General features: G+C 74.6%; 20 protein-coding genes. 8 read left to right on the forward strand and 12 right to left on the reverse strand.

The genetic code is table 11. From position 1 onward, the window contains the following. Positions 1 to 171: 171 nt before the first annotated feature. Positions 172 to 1,320 carry a glutathione S-transferase family protein gene (locus tag KYT88_RS11050; protein ID WP_043582714.1) on the forward strand — a complete coding sequence of 383 codons (1,149 nt, stop codon included), beginning with the start codon at positions 172 to 174 and terminating at the stop codon, positions 1,318 to 1,320. Then, positions 1,320 to 2,111, forward strand: a complete 792-nt coding sequence (locus KYT88_RS11055; protein WP_043582713.1) for an alpha/beta hydrolase — start codon at positions 1,320 to 1,322, stop codon at positions 2,109 to 2,111. Before KYT88_RS11050 ends, KYT88_RS11055 begins: the two co-directional genes overlap by 1 nt. On the opposite strand, the gene KYT88_RS11060 is transcribed toward KYT88_RS11055, so the two are convergent. Continuing rightward, positions 2,074 to 2,448, reverse strand: coding sequence for a DUF6804 family protein (locus tag KYT88_RS11060; protein WP_043582711.1), 375 nt, complete (start codon positions 2,446 to 2,448; stop codon positions 2,074 to 2,076). The genes KYT88_RS11055 and KYT88_RS11060 overlap by 38 nt on opposite strands. 86 nt (positions 2,449 to 2,534) lie before the next feature. Here KYT88_RS11060 and KYT88_RS11065 point away from each other — a divergent pair, with 86 nt between their 5' ends. Genes KYT88_RS11065 through KYT88_RS11075 form a run of 3 tightly spaced genes read left to right on the forward strand, consistent with a single transcriptional unit; the run spans position 2,535 to position 4,543 of the window. Beyond that, positions 2,535 to 3,047 carry a tetratricopeptide repeat protein gene (locus KYT88_RS11065; RefSeq protein ID WP_043582709.1) on the forward strand — a complete coding sequence of 171 codons (513 nt, stop codon included), beginning with the start codon at positions 2,535 to 2,537 and terminating at the stop codon, positions 3,045 to 3,047. A 35-nt stretch (positions 3,048 to 3,082) separates the two neighbouring features. Beyond that, entirely contained in the window at positions 3,083 to 3,445 is a 363-nt protein-coding gene (locus tag KYT88_RS11070; RefSeq protein ID WP_043582708.1) for a hypothetical protein, read from the forward strand. A gap of 57 nt (positions 3,446 to 3,502) precedes the next feature. Then, the gene (locus KYT88_RS11075) at positions 3,503 to 4,543 is read left to right on the forward strand and encodes a zinc-dependent alcohol dehydrogenase family protein (RefSeq protein WP_043582707.1); all 1,041 of its coding nucleotides are present in this window, start codon (positions 3,503 to 3,505) and stop codon (positions 4,541 to 4,543) included. Here the strand turns inward: KYT88_RS11075 and KYT88_RS11080 are convergent. Genes KYT88_RS11080 through KYT88_RS11090 form a run of 3 tightly spaced genes read right to left on the reverse strand, consistent with a single transcriptional unit; the run spans position 4,521 to position 7,742 of the window. Continuing rightward, entirely contained in the window at positions 4,521 to 5,570 is a 1,050-nt protein-coding gene (locus tag KYT88_RS11080; RefSeq protein WP_043582706.1) for a S41 family peptidase, read from the reverse strand. The genes KYT88_RS11075 and KYT88_RS11080 overlap by 23 nt on opposite strands. Positions 5,571 to 5,622: 52 nt before the next feature. Beyond that, entirely contained in the window at positions 5,623 to 5,940 is a 318-nt protein-coding gene (locus tag KYT88_RS11085) for a putative quinol monooxygenase (RefSeq protein ID WP_043582702.1), read from the reverse strand. A gap of 47 nt (positions 5,941 to 5,987) precedes the next feature. Then, entirely contained in the window at positions 5,988 to 7,742 is a 1,755-nt protein-coding gene (locus tag KYT88_RS11090) for a pyruvate dehydrogenase (protein ID WP_043582700.1), read from the reverse strand. 107 nt (positions 7,743 to 7,849) lie between these two features. Between KYT88_RS11090 and KYT88_RS11095 the strand changes: the two genes are divergently transcribed. After that, complete coding sequence (locus KYT88_RS11095) at positions 7,850 to 8,578, forward strand: DUF1684 domain-containing protein (RefSeq protein WP_043582697.1); 729 nt, start codon at positions 7,850 to 7,852, stop codon at positions 8,576 to 8,578. Here the strand turns inward: KYT88_RS11095 and nagA are convergent. Together nagA and KYT88_RS11105 are read right to left on the reverse strand one after the other, a co-directional pair. Then, positions 8,560 to 9,756, reverse strand: coding sequence for an N-acetylglucosamine-6-phosphate deacetylase (gene nagA, locus KYT88_RS11100; protein ID WP_237583647.1), 1,197 nt, complete (start codon positions 9,754 to 9,756; stop codon positions 8,560 to 8,562). The genes KYT88_RS11095 and nagA overlap by 19 nt on opposite strands. A gap of 28 nt (positions 9,757 to 9,784) precedes the next feature. Next, on the reverse strand, positions 9,785 to 11,926 hold the full coding sequence (locus tag KYT88_RS11105; protein ID WP_043582695.1) for a S9 family peptidase: 2,142 nt from the start codon (positions 11,924 to 11,926) through the stop codon (positions 9,785 to 9,787). Positions 11,927 to 12,065: 139 nt separating this feature from the next. Between KYT88_RS11105 and KYT88_RS11110 the strand changes: the two genes are divergently transcribed. After that, positions 12,066 to 12,965, forward strand: a complete 900-nt coding sequence (locus tag KYT88_RS11110; protein WP_043582693.1) for a TetR/AcrR family transcriptional regulator — start codon at positions 12,066 to 12,068, stop codon at positions 12,963 to 12,965. Here KYT88_RS11110 and KYT88_RS11115 read toward each other — a convergent pair. The 4 genes from KYT88_RS11115 to KYT88_RS11130 all read right to left on the reverse strand — a co-directional run bounded on the left by KYT88_RS11115 (position 12,962) and on the right by KYT88_RS11130 (position 16,451). Continuing rightward, positions 12,962 to 13,564 (reverse strand): GDSL-type esterase/lipase family protein, encoded by a 603-nt coding sequence (locus KYT88_RS11115; RefSeq protein WP_237583648.1) that lies wholly within the window; start codon positions 13,562 to 13,564, stop codon positions 12,962 to 12,964. The genes KYT88_RS11110 and KYT88_RS11115 overlap by 4 nt on opposite strands. Before the next feature lie 67 nt (positions 13,565 to 13,631). After that, entirely contained in the window at positions 13,632 to 14,081 is a 450-nt protein-coding gene (locus KYT88_RS11120) for a hypothetical protein (RefSeq protein WP_043582691.1), read from the reverse strand. After that, a complete protein-coding gene (locus KYT88_RS11125) occupies positions 14,078 to 15,604 on the reverse strand; it encodes an SDR family oxidoreductase (RefSeq protein ID WP_043582688.1) in 1,527 nt (508 codons plus the stop codon). Before KYT88_RS11125 ends, KYT88_RS11120 begins: the two co-directional genes overlap by 4 nt. A gap of 73 nt (positions 15,605 to 15,677) precedes the next feature. Next, on the reverse strand, positions 15,678 to 16,451 hold the full coding sequence (locus KYT88_RS11130; RefSeq protein ID WP_043582685.1) for an SRPBCC family protein: 774 nt from the start codon (positions 16,449 to 16,451) through the stop codon (positions 15,678 to 15,680). 173 nt (positions 16,452 to 16,624) lie between these two features. Between KYT88_RS11130 and KYT88_RS11135 the strand changes: the two genes are divergently transcribed. Further along, positions 16,625 to 17,563 carry an ROK family protein gene (locus KYT88_RS11135; protein WP_043582679.1) on the forward strand — a complete coding sequence of 313 codons (939 nt, stop codon included), beginning with the start codon at positions 16,625 to 16,627 and terminating at the stop codon, positions 17,561 to 17,563. 70 nt (positions 17,564 to 17,633) lie between these two features. Here KYT88_RS11135 and KYT88_RS11140 read toward each other — a convergent pair whose 3' ends face one another. Continuing rightward, positions 17,634 to 19,235 (reverse strand): PHP domain-containing protein, encoded by a 1,602-nt coding sequence (locus KYT88_RS11140; RefSeq protein WP_043582677.1) that lies wholly within the window; start codon positions 19,233 to 19,235, stop codon positions 17,634 to 17,636. Between the two features lie 155 nt (positions 19,236 to 19,390). Continuing rightward, on the reverse strand, positions 19,391 to 20,653 hold the full coding sequence (locus tag KYT88_RS11145) for an MFS transporter (RefSeq protein ID WP_237583649.1): 1,263 nt from the start codon (positions 20,651 to 20,653) through the stop codon (positions 19,391 to 19,393). Positions 20,654 to 20,685 lie beyond the last annotated feature (32 nt).

Genomic DNA, 20,685 nt, shown 5'->3' on the forward strand with positions numbered 1-20,685 from the left:
CGGGGTTCCGGGTCGGGGGTGGGATGAGGGTCCGCCGCCTGCGCCCGGCCGCCTCGGGGAGGACGGGCACACGGAGGAGTTTACGGTACGCGGGAGCCGCCGCGCGCCGGTGCGCGCGGTGCGGCTCTGCGCGGCCCGGTCGCCGTGGGCGGCCCGGCCTAGGGTGGATGCATGACGGATCAGGCGACACCCGCAGGCAGCAACGAGGCGGGCGCTCCCGGCCGCTACGTCGAGGAGGGCGAGTTCACCCGCGACACGAACTACATCGAGGACCGGATCCTCCGCGACGGCTCGCAGGGCTGGCCCGTCGAGGCCGGCCGCTACCGCCTCGTCGCGGCGCGCGCGTGCCCGTGGGCGAACCGCTCGGTGATCGTCCGCCGGCTGCTCGGCCTCGAGGACGCCATCTCGCTCGGCCTCCCCGGCCCCACGCACGACGCCCGCAGCTGGACCTTCGACCTCGACCCCGACGGGCGCGACCCGGTGCTCGGCACCGAGCGCCTGCAGGAGTCGTTCTTCGCGCGCTTCCCCGACTACCCGCGCGGGATCACGGTGCCGGCGCTCGTCGACATCCCCTCCGGCCAGGTCGTCACCAACGACTACCCCCAGATCACGCTCGACCTCTCCACCGAGTGGACCGAGCACCACCGCGAGGGCGCGCCGGACCTCTATCCCGTCGCGCTCCGGGCCGAGATCGACGAGGTCGCCGACCTCGTCTTCCGGGACGTGAACAACGGCGTCTACCGCTGCGGGTTCGCGGGATCCCAGGAGGCGTACGAGAAGGCCTACGACCGCCTCTTCGGCCGGCTCGACTGGCTGAGCGACCGCCTGTCGACGCAGCGCTACCTCGTGGGCGACACGATCACCGAGGCGGACGTGCGGCTCTTCACGACGCTCGCGCGCTTCGACGCCGTCTACCACGGCCACTTCAAGTGCAACCGGCAGAAGCTCGACGAGATGCCGGTGCTGTGGGCCTACGCGCGCGACCTCTTCCAGACGCCCGGCTTCGGCGACACCATCGACTTCGTGCAGATCAAGCAGCACTACTACCTGACGCACACCGACATCAACCCGACCCGCGTGGTGCCGGTCGGCCCCGAGACCTGGGGCTGGCTCGAGCCGCACGGGCGCGAGGAGCTGGGCGGCCGGCCGTTCGGCGACGGCACCCCTCCCGGCCCGGTCCGCGAGGGCGAGCGCGTGCCCGAGGGCCACGGCGCGGTGCCGCGCGGCGGACGCGGGACGCGCCCGTCCGAGGCGCGCGCCTCCGTCTCCGGGTCGCCCGTGCCCGGATCGGCAGGCGCCGGATCCGCGGGCGCCGCCTGATGGCCGGACGCACCTCTCCCGGCACGCTCACCCGGCGTCGCCGGCTCCTCGGCCTCGCGATCCGGCACGTCCCGGCGATCGCGCGCTCCATGCGGGGCACGCCCGCCGCGGGCACGCGCGTCGTGCGCTTCCCCGCCGGCCAGCAGGGCGTCCCGCTCGACGTCGCCGTGTGGACGCCGCCCGGGCACGACCGCTCGGCGACCGGATCCCCCGTGCTCGTCGTCCTCGCCCGGCACGACGGCGACTGGCTGCCGTCCACGCTCGCGAAGGACCTCCGCGCGGTGGTCGTGACCATGGCGCCCGACGACGACGCGCAGGCGCTCGCGGGCCTGTCCTGGATCGCATCGCATGCGGCGGGCTGGAACGGCACGCCGGAGCGGCTCGGCATCCTCGGCGACGGCCCCGGCGCCGACCGCGCCCTCCGCATCACCGCGCTCGCCCGCGACGCCGACGGTCCCGCCGTGCTGCGGCTCGTGCTCGTGAGCCCGTCCGGCGACGTGCCGAGCGCCGGATCCGCCGACCGCCAGGGCCACGGCCGCGACCGGCTGCCCGACATGCTCGTGCACGTGGGCGCAGCGGATCCGCGCATCGACCGCGTCGCGGAGGGCGTGACGGCGCTGAAGGCGGCCGGCGCCAAGACCCGGCTCATCCGGATCCCCCGCGCAGACCAGGGCTGGCTCGCCTACCCGGCGGCCGACCCGGCGCTCGCCCGCCGCTCGCTCGACGAGATCGTCGCCTACCTGCGGCGCGGACTCAGCGAGGAGCGCGCGTTCGGGGTCGGCCCGGCGTAGGGCTCTCCTCCACGGGCACCTTCACGAGGATGCCGGCCGCGATGAACACGATCGCGGCGACGTACTGCAGGGACTGCCACGTGACGGCCTCGACGGGGATCACGGCGACGGGGTTCCACATGACCGCGACGGCCGCGAGCAGCGCGGCGCTCCACCAGCTGCGGGCGCGCGCCGAGAACACGATCATGATGAGCGCGAGGATCGCGACCGCGAACCGCACGACCGTGAAGAGGTCTCCGTCGATCACCGCGAACCCGGCCAGCAGCACGATGGCGCCGAGGAGCCCCGGCGCGAGCGACGGACGGGTGAACGCGGGGGCGGCGGGGGTGCGGGTCACCCGACCAGTGTGCCAGCGCGCGCCGGGAGCGGGCCGTGGCAGGCTGGCGGCTCCGTCCCGTCCCGTCCCGTCCCGAGAGGATCCCCGTGCCCGAGACCCTCGACGCCCAGCTCGACCGCATCGTCGCCGCCCGCGACCGCGACGACATGGGTCCCACCATCGCCGCCCTCCTCCCGCTCCTGGAGCAGCATCCCGACGACGCCCGCGTGCTCTACGAGGTCGGCGGCGCGTACGACACCGCGGGAGAGGAGGCGTCGGCGCTCGACCTCTACGAGCGCGCGGAGGCGGCGGGGCTCGCGGGCGACCTCCTCCGCCGCTGCCACCTGCAGCACGGCAGCACGCTGCGGAACCTCGGCCGCGTCGAGGAGTCGCTCGCGCTGTTCGCGCGGGCGCGGGCCGAGTTCCCGGGATCGTCGTCCCTCGCCGTGTTCGAGGCCCTGACCCTGCACGCGGCCGGACGCCCCGACGCGGCGCTCGCGAGCGCGCTGCGGATCGTGGCGGATCACGTGCCCCACGACGAGCTGCAGCGCTACCTCCCGGCGATCCGCGGCAACGCCGCGTACCTCGACTCGCTCGACGTCCCCGCGGAGCCCGCGTGACGGCGCGCGCACCGGTCCCCGGGAGGCCGGACCCCGTGGACGGCGACCTGTTCGTCGCCGCGATCCGCCGCAGGTTCGAGGCGACACCCTCCCTCGCCCCCGAGAAGGCGTGGATCGCGGGCCGGGCGAGCGCCGACGGCACCGCCGTGATCCTCTACTCCGACGGCCGGGGCCGCCTGCGCGGACGCCGCTGGGTGCTCGATCGCCTGGCTGCGCGGTTCGCGCCGCATGATGCCCAGAGCCTCGCGGACGACGTCTACCCGAACGAGGTCATCGAGCCCGACGGGCCGATGACGCCGCTCGACGTCGACTGGGCGGACGGGCTCGTGGAGGATCCGTCCCGCGTCGGCTGGGTCGTGAACACGTGGACGCACGACGACCCGCCCGCGCCGGGATGACTCCGCCGCTCGGATAGCGTGGACGGACCCGTCCCGCCCCGAGCCCGAGGAGCCCCCATGCGCGCCGTCGTCTACGAGAGGTTCGGCGAGACCCCCGTCGTCCGCGAGCTGCCGGATCCCGTCCCGTCCGCCGCCGGCGTCGTCGTGCGCGTCGAGGCCACGGGCGTCTGCCGCAGCGACGCGCACGGCTGGCTCGGCCACGACGACGGCATCGAGCTCCCGCAGGTGCCGGGCCACGAGCTGGTCGGGCGGATCCACCAGGTCGGCCCCGAGGTCACGCGCTTCCAGGTGGGCGACCGCGTCACCGTGCCGTTCGTCTGCGCGTGCGGCCGCTGCGCCGAGTGCCGCGCCGGGAACGGCCAGGTGTGCCGCGACCAGACGCAGCCCGGCTTCACGCATTGGGGCTCGTTCGCCGAGCTGGTCGCGCTGCACGACGCCGACGTGAACCTCATCCCCGTGCCCGACGACCTCGACGCCGGCGCCGCGGCGCTCCTCGGCTGCCGCTTCGCGACGGCCTTCCGCGGGCTCGTGCACCGCGCACGGATCCAACGCGGCGAGCGCCTCCTGGTCATCGGCTGCGGCGGCGTGGGCCTCAGCGCCGTGATGATCGGCGTCGCGGTCGGCGCGGAGGTCATCGCGGTCGACGTGGATCCCGCAGCCCTCGCGCGCGCCTCGGAGCTCGGCGCCGAGTACACGATCGACTCCTCGGACCTGTCCGAGCTCGACGTGCTGGACGCGATCCGCGCGGTCTCGCCCGACGGCGTGCAGGTGTCGGTGGAGGCGCTCGGCCGCGAGTCGACCCTCCGGATCAGCCTGCTCGCGCTCGCGCCGACGGGCCGCCAGGTCCAGATCGGCCTGTTCGCGAGCGAGCCGACCGTGCCCGTGCCGTTCGTCATCAGCCAGGAGCTGAGCCTGCACGGCAGCCACGGCATGCCCGCGCACGACTACGCCGAGCTGATGGCCATGGTCGCGTCGGGGGCGCTCCGCCCGGAGCTGCTCATCGAGCACCGCATCACCCTCGACGAGGCGCCGGCCGCGCTCGAGGCGCTCGCGTCGGGCGATCGGTCGGCGGGGATCACGCTGGTCGAGGTCGGCTGACAGCCGCTCGCGCGGTCACCGCGGCGCGTCGAACCAGGCGTCGACGGCGGCGGTGATCCCGGCGTCGTCGACCACGGCGTCCGGCACCACGGGACCGCCGCAGCGCTTCCCGGTGCGATCCGCGTCGACCGCGACCGTGAGGTTCACGATCGCGCCGTCGACGAGCGTCCGCGGTCGCCGAGCTGAAGCCGTAGGTGGGCTGCCCGAACGAGCGGACGCCGTGCTGCCCGATGAACGCGATCGCGACCGCCTCGCCGGAGCTCACGGTCATGCCGTCGGTGAGGACGGCGATCGGCAGCCCCGCGGGCACCCGGCCCGCGTCGCTCGTCGCCATGACGTCTCCGTCCTGGGCGACGGCACCGCCGGCGACGGTGACGGGCTCCGAGCGGTCCGCGTGCTCGAACGACATGACCTGCCCCTCGTCGAGGAGCGGTGACAGCGCGGCGAGCATGGGCCACATGTCCCCGCCGGTGTTGCCGCGGAGGTCCACGACCCAGCCGCGGGTGGTCGCGGGAACTGCGGCCACGAGCCCCCGGGCGCCCGTGTCGACGTAGCGCTGGCGGGACGCGTCATCTCCGCCCACGATCGCGGGGACGACGATGGTCGTGATCCCGTCGGCCGTCGTGACCGTGGGCCGGGGCTCGGCCGCGGCCGAGACGGGAGGACTGTCGCCGAAGTCGGCCGCCGCCTCCGCAGGTCCGAGGAGTGAGCTGTGCTCGCCGCCCAGCTCCTTCGCGGCGGCGGACAACGCCGGGTGCGTGCCGGCGTAGTCGCGGGCCTTCGCCGCCTGCGCGTCCACCTGCGCCCGGACCTCCGCGACGCGGGCGGGATCCGCCTGGAGCCCGTCGACCATGAGGTCGACGGCCATGTCGGCGTAGCGCTGCGGCGAAGGAGGGACGTCGAGCAGGCCGGCGCGCTCGAGGCTCGGCGTCGCGGCGATCGTCCCGCCGATGAGCACGACCACGGCGACCGCGAACGCGACCGGCAGCAGGTGCAGGACGCGGCGGCGGGTTCCGATCGAGGGCATGCACTCACCCTGCCGGATGCGCGATCCTGCCGCGCGGCCGCTCCCCCGGCGGCTAGAGCGCGCCCTGCAGCTCCGAGCCGGCCGGGATCGGCGCGAGCCGCGTGACGACGGCGGGCCCCGTGATGAGGCCGGCGAGCGACGCGCCCATGCGGGCGACGGCCTCGCCCGCGCCGTGCGCCTCGAGGTCCTCGACGGACGACCACTTCTCGAGCATCACGATGGTGCCGTCGGGGGCGTCGTGGATCGCGTAGACCTCGCAGCCCTCCTCCTCGTGCACCTCGGCGATGCCGCGGGACAGGGCGGCGACCGCCTCGTCGTGCTTGCCCTCGACGGGCGTGAAGACGGCGGTGACGACGACGGGCTGGGACATGGGTTCTCCTCGAGGTGGGATGGGTGGTGGGACGTCAGCGGAACCGCTCACGGCCGCGGGATGTTCCGCAGGTTCGAGCGGGCGAGCTTCACGGCCTCGCCGACGCCGCCGTTCATCACGATCTTCGACATCGAGAGCGCGAAGCCCTTCACCTGCGCGGCCGTGATCTCCGGCGGGATGGAGAGCGCCATCGGGTCGGTCACGAGGTCGACGAGCGCGGGACCGTCGTGCGCGAACGCGGCCTCGAGCGCGCCGCGGATGTCGGCGGGGTCCTCGACGCGCTGGGAGTGGATCCCGAGGGCGGCGGCCACCGCGGCGTAGTCGACCATGGGCACGTCGACCCCGAAGTCCGGGATCCCGTCGACGAGCATCTCCACCTTCACGAGCCCGAGAGTCGAGTTGTTGAACACGACGACCTTCACCGGCAGCTGGTAGGCGGCGACCGTGACGAGCTCGCCCATCAGCATCAACAGCCCGCCGTCGCCGGAGACGGAGACGACCTGGCGCTCCGGGTGCGCGACCTGCGCGCCGATCGCCATCGGCAGCGCGTTCGCCATGGACCCGTGCACGAGCGACCCGAGCATCCGCCGCCGCCCGTTCGGGGTGATGTACCGCGCGGTCCACACGTTGCACATGCCCGTGTCGCTGAGGAAGACGGCGTCGTCGGCCGCGACCTCGTCGAGGATGCTGGCCGCGTACTCCGGGTGGATGGGCCGCAGCTTCTCCGCCTTCGACGTGTACGCGCCGACGACCTGCTCCACCTTCTTGTCCTGCTCCTTGAGCAGCTTCTCGAGGAAGCGCCGATCGGTCTTCCGCTCGACGAGCGGCAGCACCGCGCGGATGGTCGAGAGCGCGTCGCCGTGGATCGCGATGTCGACGTCGGTGCGGCGGCCGAGGCGCTCGGGCGCGATGTCGATCTGCGCGGTCCGCACCTCCTTGCCGGGCAGGAACTGGTCGTAGGGGAAGTCGGTGCCGATGAGGATCAGCAGGTCGGCGCCCGAGATCCCGGCGGCCGCGGCGCCGTAGCCGATGAGGCCCGTCATGCCGACGTCGAACGGGTTGTCCTGCTGGATCACGTCCTTGCCGCGCAGCGAGTGACCGACGGGCGCCGCGATCTTGTCGGCGAGCTCCATGAGCTCGGCGTGCGCTCCTCCCGCGCCCCGGCCCGCGAAGATCGCCACGCTCCTGGCGTCGTCGATGGCGGCGGCGAGCGCGCGCACGTCCTCCTCGGCCGGCACGATCGCGGGGCGGCGGGGCAGCGAGAACGCGGGCGCCTCGCCCTCCGCCTCGAACTCGGCCACGTCGCCCGGCAGCGTGATCACGCTGACGCCGCCGAGCGCGAGGGAGTGCCGCATCGCCTGGTCGACGACGCGCGGCGCCTGGACGGCGGTCGAGATCATCTCCGTGTAGTGCGAGCACTCGACGAAGAGACGGTCGGGGTGGGTCTCCTGGAAGTAGCCGGACCCGATCTGGTTCGTGGTGATGTGGCTCGCGATGGCGAGGACGGGCGCGCCCGAGCGGTGCGCGTCGTAGAGGCCGTTGATGAGATGGAGGTGGCCGGGGCCGCAGGATCCGGCGCACACGGCGAGCTTCCCGGTGAGCTGCGCCTCGGCGGATGCGGCGAACGCCCCGGCCTCCTCGTGCCGCACGTGGATCCAGTCGATGCCGCCCTTGCGGCTCCCGCCCGTGCGCCGCACCGCGTCGACGACCGGGTTGAGGCTGTCGCCGACGACCCCGTAGATGCGGCTCACCCCCGCCTCGATGAGCTGGGCGATGAGCTGGTCGGCGACCGTGCGAGCCATGTTGCGTCCTTCCGTCGGTGCGTCCAGTCAATACCCGGTGCCTCCGCGCGACCTCCGCGCGCCGCCCGCTCCGGGAATGCGACCGCGCCAGGCGCGTTGACCCTCACGTGACCGACACGACGACCGATCCCGCCCGCCCCGCCGCCGACCCCGCCGCCCTGGCCGCGTACGAGGCCTGGCACCGCGCCCGCCTCGCCGCCGTGACGAGCCCGTTCGGCAGCCTCGCGCTCATCCAGACGACCTGGCTCGAGCCCGGCCGGGAGGTCAGCGACCTGGAGGCGCTCGAGGGCCAGCCCGACACCGTCCAGCTGACGCGCATCGAACGCACCTCGCTCGACACGGGCGAGCCCGAGCACGGATACCGGCTGTGGGACTCGGCGTCCCCGAGGAACCAGGCGTTCGAGGACATCGAGGTCTATCCGTACGCGCCCGAGTGGATCCTCGAGGGCCGCTTCGAGCGCGTCGACGACGACCGCGTGATCCCGTTCGAGCACATCGCCGACGCCGGCCGCACGCGCGAGCTGCCCGTGCCCGGCGACATCGTCGTCACCATCGAGGGGCGCGAGGTCCGCCTCAGCGCCTTCGCCGACGGCGACCGCCTCCAGCTCGTGTTCGCCGACGCGACCACCGGCCGCGAGAGCTACGCGCCCAGCCGCTTCCTCTTCATCCCCCGCCCCGACGGCGACGGACCCGTGACCCTCGACTTCACGCGCGCCGTCGTCCCGCCCTGCGGCTTCTCCGACTGGATGAACTGCCCGCTCCCGCCCGCCGGCAACCGCCTGACCGCGGCCGTCCGCGCCGGCGAGCGCCGGGTGGTCTACCGCGACGAGGCCTGAGCCGGGCCCGGCACCTCGACGCCCGCCGCCCAGACGCGGGTGACCGCGAGGTCGGGTGACAGCGCCACGACGTCCGCCGCGTGTCCCGCGTGCAGCAGGCCGAGGCGGTCGTCGAGGCCGAGCGCCCGCGCCGGAACGAGGGTGAGGGCGGCGATCGCGTCGGGCAGCGCCAGGCCGACCTCGCGCACCGCGATCCGCAGCGCCGCATCCTGCGTGAGCGTCGAGCCCGCGATGGTGTCGGCGCCCGCCAGCCGCGCCACCCCGTCCCGCACGTCGACGTCGAGCGCCCCCAGCCGGTAGCGGCCGTCCGCCGATCCGGCTGCCGCCATCGCGTCCGTGACGAGCGCGACGCGGCCGGGTGCGGCACGCAGCAGGAGCGCCGCGACGGACGGCGCGACGTGCACGCCGTCGAGGATCAGCTCCAGGGTCACCCACTCGTCGGCGAGCGCCGCCATGATCGGCCCCGGCTCGCGGTGGTGGATCCCCGGCATCGCGTTGAACGCATGCGTCAGCACGGTCGCGCCCGCGTCGAACGCGGCCCGCGCCACGTCGCCCGAGCACGTCGTGTGCCCGACGGCCGCGACGACGCCCGCGCCCACGAGCCGGCGGATCGCGTCGAGCGCTCCGTCGAGCTCGGGCGCGATCGTGACCTGCCGCAGCACGCCCTCCCCCGCCTCCAGCAGGGCGTCGATGCGCGCGGGCGTCGGATCCACCAGGTGCCCGTGGGCGTGGGCCCCCGCCGCGTGCGGCGACAGGAAGGGGCCCTCGAGGTGCGCGCCGAGGACGGTCGCGTCCTCGGCCATCGCGTCGCGGATCCGCCCGAGCGAGCGCACGAGGTCGGGCACCGGGTTCGCGACGAGGCTCAGCACGGAGCGCGTCGTGCCGTGCCGCCGGTGCAGGGCGACGGCGGCGCGGCTCCCCTCTGCCCCGTCGTCGTGGGACCCGCCCGCGCCGCCGTGCACGTGCAGGTCGACGGAGCCGGGCACGAGGGTCGCGTCGCCGAGGTCGACCGTCCGACTCGCGGACGGGGCCCCGCGCCCGCTCCCGACCGCCGCGATCACGACGCCGTCCAGGAGGATCCACGCGTCGGCGGTCGAGCCCCGCGCGTCCACCGCCCGCGCCGCGCGGAGCAGCGTGGTCACGGTCTCGTCGCGCGCGGGCATGCCGTCATCGCGCATGGCGCCGCACCCGCTCCGAGCCCACCCGCTAGCCGAGCACCTCGGGCCGCTTCCACTCCGCACCGTGCACGTGCTGGTCGAGGAACGCGAGCACCGTCCGGTACCAGACCACCGACTGCTGGGGCTTGAGGACCCAGTGGTTCTCGTCCGGGAAGACCAGGAACCGGTGCGGCGTGGTGCCGTCGTCGGCCGCGTGGTGCTCCGCGAGCTCCGACCAGAGGCGCAGGCTCTCGCCGATGGGCACGCGGTAGTCGCGGTCGCCGTGGATCACGAGCATGGGCGTCACGATGTCGCGCACGGAGTGGTGCGGGGAGTTCCGGTCGAGCCCCTCGGCCGAGAAGATGCTCTGCCAGTACTGCGACGAGTCGGTGGTCGGCCCGAACTGGTCGAGCGACCACAGGCTCGCGTGGCTGACGATCGCGCGGAAGCGGTCGGTGTGGCCCGCGACCCAGTTGGCCATGTAGCCGCCGAACGAGCCGCCCATCGCAGCGGTGCGCGTCTGGTCGATGTCGTCGCGCGCCTCGACCGCGTCCGTGATCGACATGAGGTCGGTGTACGGCGCCTCGCCCCACGCGTCCCAGCCGCGCGCGATGAAGTCGAGGCCGTAGCCGGTGCTGAGCGCGGGATCCGGGAGCAGCACCGCGTACCCGCGCGCCACCATCACCTGCGGCGTCCACCGCCAGCTCCACGCGTTCCAGCTGTTGAGCGGGCCGCCGTGGATCCACAGCAGCAGCGGCGCGGGCACCTCGGCCGACGCGCCCTCCGGCAGCATCAGCCAGCCGCGCACGCGGGCGCCGTCGGCGGCCGTCGTCTCGACCTCGGTCATGGTGCCGGTCGTCGCGGGGACGGGAGCGGGCGTCGCGAGCCCGGTCACGGATCCGTCGGCCGCCGACACGCGCACGGGGTGCGCCGGTGCCATCCACGAGGAGCGGAGGGCGAGCACGTCGCCGGTCTCGCGATCGACCTGCACGTCCGTGTAGGTGTGGTCGTCGGTCGTGAGCTGCGTCACCGAGTCGTCGAGGCCGATCCGGAACACGGGGCCGCGCCCGTCCTGGTCGGCGGTGACGACGAGCGCCTGCGAGTCCGCGTCGAACCGCAGCGACGAGGGCCAGCGATCCCAGTCGGCGGCGACGCGGCGGGCGTCGGATCCGTCGAGCGCCGACACCCAGAGCTCCTGCTGCGTGGGCGCGGCCGGGGTCGCGCGGTCGGTGCGCACGTGGGCGAGCAGCGCGCCGTCGGGGCTGATGGCCGGCATCTCCAGGTCGACGCCCGGCAGGTCGAGCAGAGTGCTGCGCTCCCCGGTCGCCACGTCGATCGACATGAGCGCCTGCCGGTAGCCACGGCGCTCCTTCACGCCGAGGGCGACGACGAGCGTGCGGCCGTCCGGGCTGATCGCAGCGGTGGCGTGCTCGAGCGTGCGGCCGGGCGCCGGCGTGAGGTCGCGCGGGCGCGGCAGCGAGGTCGGGTACGGGAGCGCGCCGACGGCCGGTGCCGCGGCCGCGGATCCGCCGTCCTCGGTCGCGGCCTCGGCGGCGAGCGCGGCGGCCGCGTCCGCCGTCGTGGGCCGCGCGGGCTGCTCGACGAGCGCGTCGGCGAGGTCGAGCGCGAACAGGTGCGGCTCGTCGGGGCCGAGGTCGTGGTCCCAGTAGCGCACGGGGTAGCTCTCGTGCAGGATCGCGTTGACCTTCAGGTCGGCGCGCGTCTTCCGCGCCACGGAGTCGGCCTCGAGCGAGCCGGATCCGGGCAGCAGCGGCGCCTGCAGGATCACCGTGTCCGCGTCGCGCGCGACGGCCGCGATGCGGTCCACCCCGCCGGCGAAGCGGGTCAGCGCGCGGGCCTCGCCGCCGGCGGCCGGGAGGATCCAGAGCTGGGCCGCCTCGTTCCCGTCGGCGTCGTCGGCGTCGGGCCGGGAGGAGACGAAGAGGAGGTCGCCGGATGCGGTGAAGGCCGCGCCGCCCTCGCTCTTCGCCGAGCGGGTGAGGCGCCGCGGCACGCCGCCGCCCGCCGCGGGCACGACCCAGAGGGCGTGGCGGTAGCCGGTCCTCGCGGTGTCGAGGGTCGTGACGGTGAGCACCGCGCGGCGTCCGTCGGGCGAGAGCACGAGGCCGCCGAGGCGCGGGATGGCGATGAACTCGTCGAGGTCGGTGAAGGGGGTGCGGGTGTCGGGCATGCTCCCACGCTAGCCGCGGCGCGCGACCGGCGTCGTCCGACCGGGCCGCCCCGACCCGCCTCCCGCCCCGTCGCTTGCCGCCCGTCCGCGGGATCCTTTGGGCCCAAATCACTGGGACCGTCACGGTAGGATCGAGCGCATGGAGCGGCGAGCCGGTCGGGTCGGGAGGCCCGCGCGCGTCTCGCGGAGGCTCATCGCGGAGGCGGCCCTCGAGGTCGGCCTCAGCACCCTCACCCTCACCTCGCTCGCGCACCGCCTCGGCGTCGACCACTCGACGCTGTACCGGCACGTCGCCAGCCGGGACGACATCGTCCTCCTCGCGTGCGACACGGCCATCGCGCGGATGGACTGGCCGACGGTCCCCGACCTCCCCGCAGCGCAGCTCGTGGCGCCCGACGACACCTCGTGGCGCACCTACCTCGAGCAGGCCGTCGCGCGCATCTGGGACATGTACGACCGGCATCCGGGGCTCGCGAGCGCGATCCATCACCTCGACACCGCCCCCGACCAGGTCGTCCTGCGCTTCACCGGGGCGATCCGCGACCTGACCCGCATGGGCTTCGCGGAGGCGGAGGCCGTGCTGGTCCTCGACACCGTGCTCGACATCGGGGTGGAGTCCTACGTCGGGTGGGAGCGCGTGCTGGCGGCGAGCGGCGGCGCGGCCGACCGGCCCGCGTCGTCGTCGCCGATCGTGGACGCCACGCTGCCGGCCGCCATGGGACGCGGGCTGCTCGCCCTGGCCGCCGACGGTATCGCGGCCGAGCACGCCGCCGACGCCGACGCCGCGGAGACGCCCCACGCGTCCCGGCGCGGCGGACCCTCGCACTCGGCTGGCGCCCCGGACGCGCTGCACGCTCGCGAGGAGGCGGCCCAGCGCGACGCGCTCGGCACCATGGACCGCGTCACCGCCAGGTTCTCCGGCGAGGTGTCGACGGGATCCGCCGCGACGCCGCGGGACTGGTGGCTGCGCAAGCTCGGCGTGGTCCTCGCGGGCGTGGGTGGGCTGCGCTCCCCCGGGCCGAGCGCGACGGACCGCTAGGAGCCGGCCGGGTCCCCCGCGTCGGCCGTCGCGTCGTCCGCCGACTCGTCCTCGTCGTCCTGCTCCGCGAGCACGGGCGCGAGCACCGCGCGCACCGCGGCGGCGCCGTCGTCGTTCAGGTGCAGCCGGTCGTCCGTGAGGGTGGGGGCGAGCTCGCCGTCGCCGAAGCCGAGGGCGGGCCAGAGGTCGACGTGCTCGGCGCGGACCGCCGGCGCGTACTGGCGGATGTGCACGTTGACGACGCGGATCCGCTCGGCGTGCTCGCGCCCGCGCGGCGGCACCGAGAGCACGACGATCCCGGCCGCGGGGAGATCGCGGCGGAGGTGCGCGAGGATCGTCTCCAGCGCACGGACGGTCGCCTCCGGACCGCGGCGCGCCGCGCCCAGGTCGTGCGTGCCGCAGGACACCACGACGGTCGACGGCTCGGCGGCCACCGCGTCCGGCAGGAGGGCGAGCACGTCGTCGGTGGTCTGGCCGGCCCGGCCGAGGTCCACGATCCGCGCCTCCGCGTCGTCGCCGTCGGGGACGATGCCGCCCCAGCCGCCGTCCCCCGTCAGGCTGTCGCCCAGGAGGACTGTCGTGCGCGTGCGCGGTGCCATGGATCCGCCTCTCGTCGTGCCCATCATGGTCCCCGCGCCCGGGGAAGTCACCGGATCCGCGCCGGCCTCAGCCGTGCTGCCGGCGCGCGACCCGGCGCCACCAGCGACGTCGGCGCGGCGACAGCACGAGGACCGCGACGGCGATGAGGAGCGGGAGGGACAGGATCGCGGCGACCAGCGCGCCCGCCTGCCCGGGGTTCAGGGGGATGCCGAGCACGTCGATGGTGACGCGCGACGCGGCGCCGTCGGTGAGGTCGGTGATGTTGCGGTCGCCTGCCGCGTCCACCGGGACGGGCTTCCACGACTCGGACGCCGCCGGGTCGGGCGTGCTCCCGGCTGACGGCGTGCGCGCCGCGGCCGGTCCCTCACCCGAGATGATCGCGAGGTCGGCCCGCGCCTGCACGGGGGCGGACACGCTCATCGTCACCGCGGTCGCGAGGCCGGCCGACGCGAGGGCGATGCCCACGAGGGTCAGGAGGATCAGGCCGATGCGCGGGGCCCCGATCCGCCGGCTCACCGCGCGGCCCCCTCGCGGGGACGCCCGGCCTCACGGGACGACGTCGCGGCGAGCGCCTTCGCGGTGATGCGGGTGGCCATCGACGTGAAGATCACGCCGTGGAAGGGCAGGATCGAGAACCAGTACAGCCGGCCGGCGAGGCCGGAGGGGAAGAAGATCGCGCGCTGCCGGTAGTCGCTGCCCCCGCCCTCGCGGGGCGTGGAGCTCAGCTCGAGCCAGGCCTCGCCGGGCAGCTTCATCTCGGCGCGCAGCCGCAGCGAGGATCCGCGCTCGATGTGCTCGACGCGCCAGAAGTCGAGCGCGTCGCCGGTCTGCAGGGTGGTCGCGCTGCGGCGTCCGCGGCGGAGGCCCACGCCGCCGACGAGCTTGTCCATCCAGCCGCGTGCGGCCCAGGCGACGGGCAGCGAGTACCAGCCGTTGTCGCCGCCGATCGACTCGATCACGGCCCAGAGGTCCTCGGGCGCCGCGTCGGTCGAGCGCTCCTTGAGGTCGAGGTAGACGGTGTGGCCGGACCAGTCGGGGTCGCTCGGCAGCAGGTCGCTGGGCGCGCCGACGACGGCGGAGTCCTTCCAGCTGGTCTCGACGACGCCGTCGCGCATGCGGCCGAGTGCGAGGCGCACGGAGCGGCGGTAGCCGGTGAGGCCGCCCTCGGGGTCGGGGATGTAGGTCGAGATGTCGTGCTCGCCCATCACGCAGTCGTACTGCAGCGACTCGATGATGGGCACCGCGAGCGTCCGCGGGATGGGCGTGACGACGTTGACCCAGTGCGCGGCGAGGCGCGGGGCGAAGACCGGGATGGACGCGATGGGCCGCTGGGGCAGGCCGGCCTCGACCGCGTAGCCGTTCATCATCTGGCCGTAGCGGAGCACGTCCGGCCCGCCGATGTCGAAGGTGCGGTTGAGGTCGGCGGGCAGGTCGGCCGCGGCGACGAGGTAGTAGAGGACGTCGCGGATCGCGATGGGCTGGATGAAGTTGCGCACCCAGCCGGGTGCGGGCATGAAGGGCAGGACCTCGGTGAGGTGGCGGATCATCTCGAACGACGTGGAGCCGGATCCGATGACCACGCCCGCCTGCAGCGCGATGGTCGGCACGCCGCTCGCGAGGAGCACGTCGCCGACGGCCTTGCGGCTCGCGAGGTGCTTCGAGAGCTCCGGGGTGTCGGGGTGCAGCCCGCCGAGGTAGACGATGCGACCCACGCCCGCGGCCTTCGCGGCGGTCGCGACGTGCTCGGCGGAGGCGCGCTCCGACGACGCGAAGTCGCCCTTGGATCCCATGCCGTGCACGAGGTAGTAGAGGACGTCGACCCCGTCGACCGCGGGGCCGAGGGTCGCCGCGTCGGCGAGGTCGCCGCGCACGACCTCCACGTCGTCGCGCCAGGGCACGTCGGTGAGACGGCGGGGGTCCCGCACGAGCACGCGCACCCGGAAGCCGGCGTCGAGGAGACGGGGCACGAGCCGACCGCCGATGTAGCCCGTCGCTCCGGTCACGAGGGCGAGACGGGAGGCGGCGCTCGGCGATGTCATTCCCTCACGCTAGGCAATCAGCCTGGCAAGCCGCTCCCAGGAGCCGGGACGGAAGGTGGGCGGGATCCGAGGATCAACCCTCGGCGGACTCGAGCTCGGCGAGGTACCGGCGCCAGGTGGGGCCGTGCTCGGCCTCGCACGTCGTCCAGTCGACCGGGCGGCCGTGCACGAGGTCCTCGAGGAGGTCGAGGTGCAGGCGCCAGCTCGCCTTCAGCACGTTCGCGATGCCGGCGGGGAGGTACCCGGAGACCGTGACGCCGAGCTCCGTCTGGCGGTCCCGCGGACCGCCGGCCACCTCCTGGAGGCGGAGGAGGAAGCGCGCCGAGACCTCTCCCTCGTGGACGAACGTGTAGTCGATCGCCCGCCCCTCCTCGAAGCGCGTGATGACGCCGCCGGACGCGGAGGCGAGGCTGCGGTCGGGCTGCGTCATCCACTCGAACCAGAAGTCGCCGCCGTCCATCTGCTCGATGGACGCCTCGGCGAGCCAGCCGGAGACCATGTCGGCGTCGGAGACCGCGTCCCACACGATGAGCGCGGGCAGGTCGATGAGCCGGCGGAAGACGAACTCGTACGGCAGGAAGACGGTGTTCTCGCGGGCCTCCGAGAGGAAGGCGCCGGGAAGGGAGGGGAACCGGGTGCGATAGGGCTCCTGGTCGTAAGCCTGGTCGCCGTCGAGGCCGGCGGAGGCGGGCATGCCCTCGTCGAGCTCGCGGGAGGCCAGGCGCGCCTCGGCGGCGTCGGTGTGCTCGAGGGCGGGGGCGCCACCGCGGCGCGAGGGCATCGGGTTCTCGGCGCGCGGGTCGGACGCCTCGCGCGGGGCCTGTCCGGGGGTGTGATCGGGATCCACGTGCCGAGCCTAGGCGCGGACCGCCGGTCCGGTCCCTGAATTCCTCACAGGTGTCAGGGCATGGTGCGCACGGGGATGCGGACGGCGGGCCGCGCGCCCCGCGGGCGGCCCGCCCACCGCCCGTATCCTGGACGCCGGTCGACGGGCGGATCCGGGACCGGGACAGGACGAAGATGCCTCGCACGCTCGCGCTCGCCGTCGACTTCGGCGGCACCAAGGTCGAGTCCGCGCTCGTGGACGACGCGGGCCGCGTGCTCGAGGGCAGCCGGTTCCGCGGTCCCACAGGTCCCGAGCGCTCCGCCGACGAGCTGCTCGACGCCGTCCTCGGGGTCGCCCGGCAGGCGCTCGCCGCCCTGCCCGACGACGCCGAGCTCGTGGGCACGGGCCTCGCCGCCGCCGGTCCGGTCGACGTGCCGCACGGCCTCGTCTCGCCGCTCAACGTGCCCGCCTGGCGGGACTACCCGCTGCGCGACCGCCTCGCCGAGCTCACCCCCGGCGTGCCCACCACGCTGCAGATGGACGGCCTCGCCATCACGCTCGCCGAGCACTGGGTCGGCGCCGGCCGCGGCCACGACCACGTGATGGGCATGATCGTCTCCACCGGGATCGGCGGCGGGCTCGTGCTCGGCGGCCGCACCGCCGCGGGATCGACGGGCAACGCCGGCCACATCGGCCACGTCGAGGTCGCCGGGTTCGACGACCCGTGCACCTGCGGCGGGCAGGGGTGCGTCGAGGCCATCGCGTCGGGGCCGAAGAGCGTCGCCTGGGCGCGCGCGCAGGGCTGGACGGGATCCACCGGCGAGCATCTGGCCGCCTCCTACCGGGACGGCGACGCGACGGCCGTCGCGGCCGTCCGGCGCGCGGGCCTCGCGATCGGCCGGGCCATCGCGTCCGCGAGCTCCCTCGTGGACCTCGACGTCGTCGCGATCGGCGGCGGGTTCAGCCGCGTCACGCCCGACCTCTTCGACATGATCCGCGAGCCGATCGCGCTCCGCGAGCAGTTCGGCTTCGTCACGAAGACGCGCGTCGTCCCCTCCGGCCTCTCGTCCGACGGCCCGATCATCGGCGCGGGCGCGCTCGTGCACCGCAGGGAGATGGTCCCCAGCTTCTGACGGCGGCCGTCGGGCGGATCCCCCGACCCCTCCCGACGACCGCCGCCCGGCCGCCGACCGCCGCCCGCCGCTAGGACAGCTCGGCGTAGAGCGGGCTCGTGTAGAACCAGAGGTCCTTCCACGGGTCCGCGTCGCCCAGCACGTCGATCGCGGGGCCGGCGGGGTCGATCGCCTGGCCGAGGAAGCCCGGCTGCTGGCGCTTGCCGTCGGTGCCGCGGAGTCGCACGTAGAAGCGGTCGCCGGGCACGGTGATCTCCTGCGACAGGTGGTAGCCGCCCGGGATCGCCGTGAGGCGCGCCACCGGGAGCTGCGCGACCACGCGCGTCGCGGGCGCGGTCATGGAGTCGCGGTCGGCGGCGGGGCCGTCGATCCGGCCGACGATCACGTCCACGCGCGCGAGCTCCGGCACGAAGCCGGCGCGGTTCGGGCGCGACGCCGTCATGATGTCGGCCGTCACCGTGACCCTGCGGTCGCGCTTGCCGATGAGCGTCCCGCCGAGCGGGACGGTGCGGCCGCGCTCGAGGACGAGGCGCGCGTCGATCGAGTCGACGAGGCCGCCGTGGTCCACCCACACGCGGCCGGCGCGGATCGCGTCGAGCACGGAGGTGTGGTCCTGGCGGACCGCGCCCACGTGCGTGCGGCTGTAGTGGCCAGGCCAGAAGTCGTTCTCGTCGGTGTCCACGCCGCCGCGGTAGACGGGATCCACCATGCGGCCGTCGCGGTCGTAGTCGCTGCCCGGGCCGACCTCGGTGGTGTCGAGGTAGACGTTGTGGCTGTCGCTCGTGGCCGTGACGACGAAGTGCCGCCCCTCGGCGAGCATCGAGTCCCAGACGCCGCCGACCGTCGCGGTGACCCAGTCGAAGCCGCCCCAGGTGCGGTATGACTCGGCCGGGTAGCCGGGGAACGAGTACGTGCCGCGGGAGTTGCCGTAGAGGCCGCGCCCGCCGGTCGTGCTGTGCGGGGACGGCAGACCGCCCGCCTGGTGGCCGGGCGCGCCCTCCATGCCGAGGACCACGCGCGGGCCCGCGTCCTGCCACGCCCGCAGCTCGTGCGGCGAGTCGATGCCCTGGCGCGACGGGTGGTTGGGGAGCATCACGGCGTCCTTCACGCGGCGCGAGGCGACGGCCTGGTCGAGGAAGCGGATCCCCTCGAGCGCGAGCGCCTCGTTCGCCGGGGTGCCGTCGCGCGTGCCCTTCACACGGGCGTCCCAGCGGTCCTCGATCTCCCTGAGGACGCCGACCGCGTCGCCCTGCGGGTGCACGAACACGGTCGCGTGCTCGGCGCCCGGGATGTTCCACTCGAGGCCGTGGAAGATCACGATGTCGGAGCCGAACTCCTTCCGCGCCTCCTCGATGAACGGCACGATCGCATCGACGCTGCCCTTCGTGGAGTGGGCCGTGTTGCCGTGGTCGGTGAGCACGATCCACTGCACGCCGTTGGCGACGGCCTGGCGGATGTGGTCGCGGACGCGGTACTTGCCGTCGTTGCTGAAGAGCGTGTGGACGTGGTGGTCGCCCTCGAGCCAGAGGTAGCCGCCGACCTTCGCGGGCGCACCGGCGGCGCGGGCGGCGGGTGCGGGTCCGAGAGCGGCGATGGCGGCGCCGGCTCCGACCACCGCACCGGTCTGGAGCAAGCCCCTGCGGCTCACCGTCGTGCGTGCGTCGTTCGTCATCCGTGTCCTCCGTGTCGCCGTGCGCGTGGATTTCCCACGGTGCCGAATCAATGCGACGGGCGGTGGACCCGGGATGGACGGCGGGCTGTCGGGAGGTGAACGGAGCGCGCGTCGGGGCGCGCGATGCCGGGCGACCCGACGCGATCCGTGGGGCGTCAGCCCTCGCGCGCGGACTCGCGGGGCGCGCGGTCCCAGGTGTCCTCGAGCATGCGCGGCCGGGCGAGGTAGAAGCCCGACGCGGACGCGACGGCGACCATCGCGAACAGCATGAGCAGCGGGACGGTCCAGCCGCCGGACAGCTCGTGCAGCACGCCGAACAGCAGGGGTCCGATCGCGCCGATCGAGTAGCCGATGCCCTGGACGAAGCCGCTCAGGGCCACCACTCCCCCGTGCGTGCGGGTGCGGAGGTTGATGAGCACGAAGACCAGCGGGAACAGCAGCGGGCCGGATCCGGCGGCCGCCACCCACAGGAGCGGCGCGGCGGCGGGTGCGACCAGGAGGCCGACGTAGCCGACGACGAAGAAGAGCACGCCGACCTGGATCAGGATGCCGACGTTCCTCATGCGCGCCGCGAGGATCGGCATGACGATGGCCGCAGGCAGCCCCATGAACCCGAACACGGCGAGCAGAGCGCCCGACGCGACGGGCGTCTGCCCCGCGGTGTCCTGCAGGAGGGCGGGCAGCCACGCGAACATGGCGTACGCGTTGAACGACGACGCGGCCTGGATCCCGACGAGCGCCCACGCGACCGGCGAGCGGAACACGCGGCCGGTGACGGCGGCGGGCGCCTCCTCCACCTGGTCGCGCGCGGCCGCGGCGGCGCGCTCGCGCCGGGTGTCGCGGCGGTGGTTCACCAGCAGCGCGATCCACGGCACCAGCGCGACGACCGCGATCGCGGCCCAGGCGCCGATCGCCACGCGCCAGCCCGCGCTGTCGGCCAGGGGCGCCGCGACGAGCGACGGGACGCCCGTGCTGATCGACAGCATCACGGTGGTGAGGGAGGTGAGCGGCCCGATCCGGCCGGGGAAGTACTTCTTCACGAGCGGCGGCAGGAGCACGTTGCCGAGGCCCATGCCCGCGAGCGACAGGATCGTGCCGACGCCGAAGACGACCACGGTGCCGGATCCGGCGCGCAGCAGGTGCCCGAGCACCATGGCCACGAGGCCCACCACCACGGTGAGCTCGAGGCCGAGGCGGCGCGAGATCGCGGGCGCGAGCAGGCCGAAGAGCGCGAAGCAGACGGGTGGCAGGGCGCCGAGCACGCCGATCGAGACGCTGTCGAGCGGCACGTCGCGGCCGATCTCGTCGACGATCGGCGAGAAGACGGCCACGGCCGTGCGGAGGTTCAGGGCGACCAGCACGATGCCGACCAGGGCGAGGAGCGCGCCCGCGCGGGGAGCTGCGGGAGTCGTCGTCACCACCAGATTCTACGGCGGCCGGAATAGGCTCT

Origin of the sequence: Clavibacter sp. A6099, assembly GCF_021919125.1 — a bacterium.
GTDB lineage: Bacteria > Actinomycetota > Actinomycetes > Actinomycetales > Microbacteriaceae > Clavibacter > Clavibacter seminis.

Bases quoted from the DNA above. Each gene is read 5' to 3' on its own strand.
- KYT88_RS11080 (WP_043582706.1), bottom strand. From the start codon at position 5,570: ATGCCCTCGATCGGAACCCGCCGCCGCGTCCTGCACCTGCTGCCGGTC.
- KYT88_RS11125 (WP_043582688.1), bottom strand. From the start codon at position 15,604: ATGACATCGCCGAGCGCCGCCTCCCGTCTCGCCCTCGTGACCGGAGCG.
- KYT88_RS11090 (WP_043582700.1), bottom strand. From the start codon at position 7,742: ATGGCTCGCACGGTCGCCGACCAGCTCATCGCCCAGCTCATCGAGGCG.
- KYT88_RS11135 (WP_043582679.1), top strand. From the start codon at position 16,625: ATGCCTCGCACGCTCGCGCTCGCCGTCGACTTCGGCGGCACCAAGGTC.
- KYT88_RS11085 (WP_043582702.1), bottom strand. From the start codon at position 5,940: ATGTCCCAGCCCGTCGTCGTCACCGCCGTCTTCACGCCCGTCGAGGGC.
- nagA (WP_237583647.1), bottom strand. From the start codon at position 9,756: ATGCGCGATGACGGCATGCCCGCGCGCGACGAGACCGTGACCACGCTG.
- KYT88_RS11140 (WP_043582677.1), bottom strand. From the start codon at position 19,235: ATGACGAACGACGCACGCACGACGGTGAGCCGCAGGGGCTTGCTCCAG.
- KYT88_RS11110 (WP_043582693.1), top strand. From the start codon at position 12,066: ATGGAGCGGCGAGCCGGTCGGGTCGGGAGGCCCGCGCGCGTCTCGCGG.
- KYT88_RS11105 (WP_043582695.1), bottom strand. From the start codon at position 11,926: ATGCCCGACACCCGCACCCCCTTCACCGACCTCGACGAGTTCATCGCC.
- KYT88_RS11115 (WP_237583648.1), bottom strand. From the start codon at position 13,564: ATGGCACCGCGCACGCGCACGACAGTCCTCCTGGGCGACAGCCTGACG.
- KYT88_RS11075 (WP_043582707.1), top strand. From the start codon at position 3,503: ATGCGCGCCGTCGTCTACGAGAGGTTCGGCGAGACCCCCGTCGTCCGC.
- KYT88_RS11050 (WP_043582714.1), top strand. From the start codon at position 172: ATGACGGATCAGGCGACACCCGCAGGCAGCAACGAGGCGGGCGCTCCC.
- KYT88_RS11055 (WP_043582713.1), top strand. From the start codon at position 1,320: ATGGCCGGACGCACCTCTCCCGGCACGCTCACCCGGCGTCGCCGGCTC.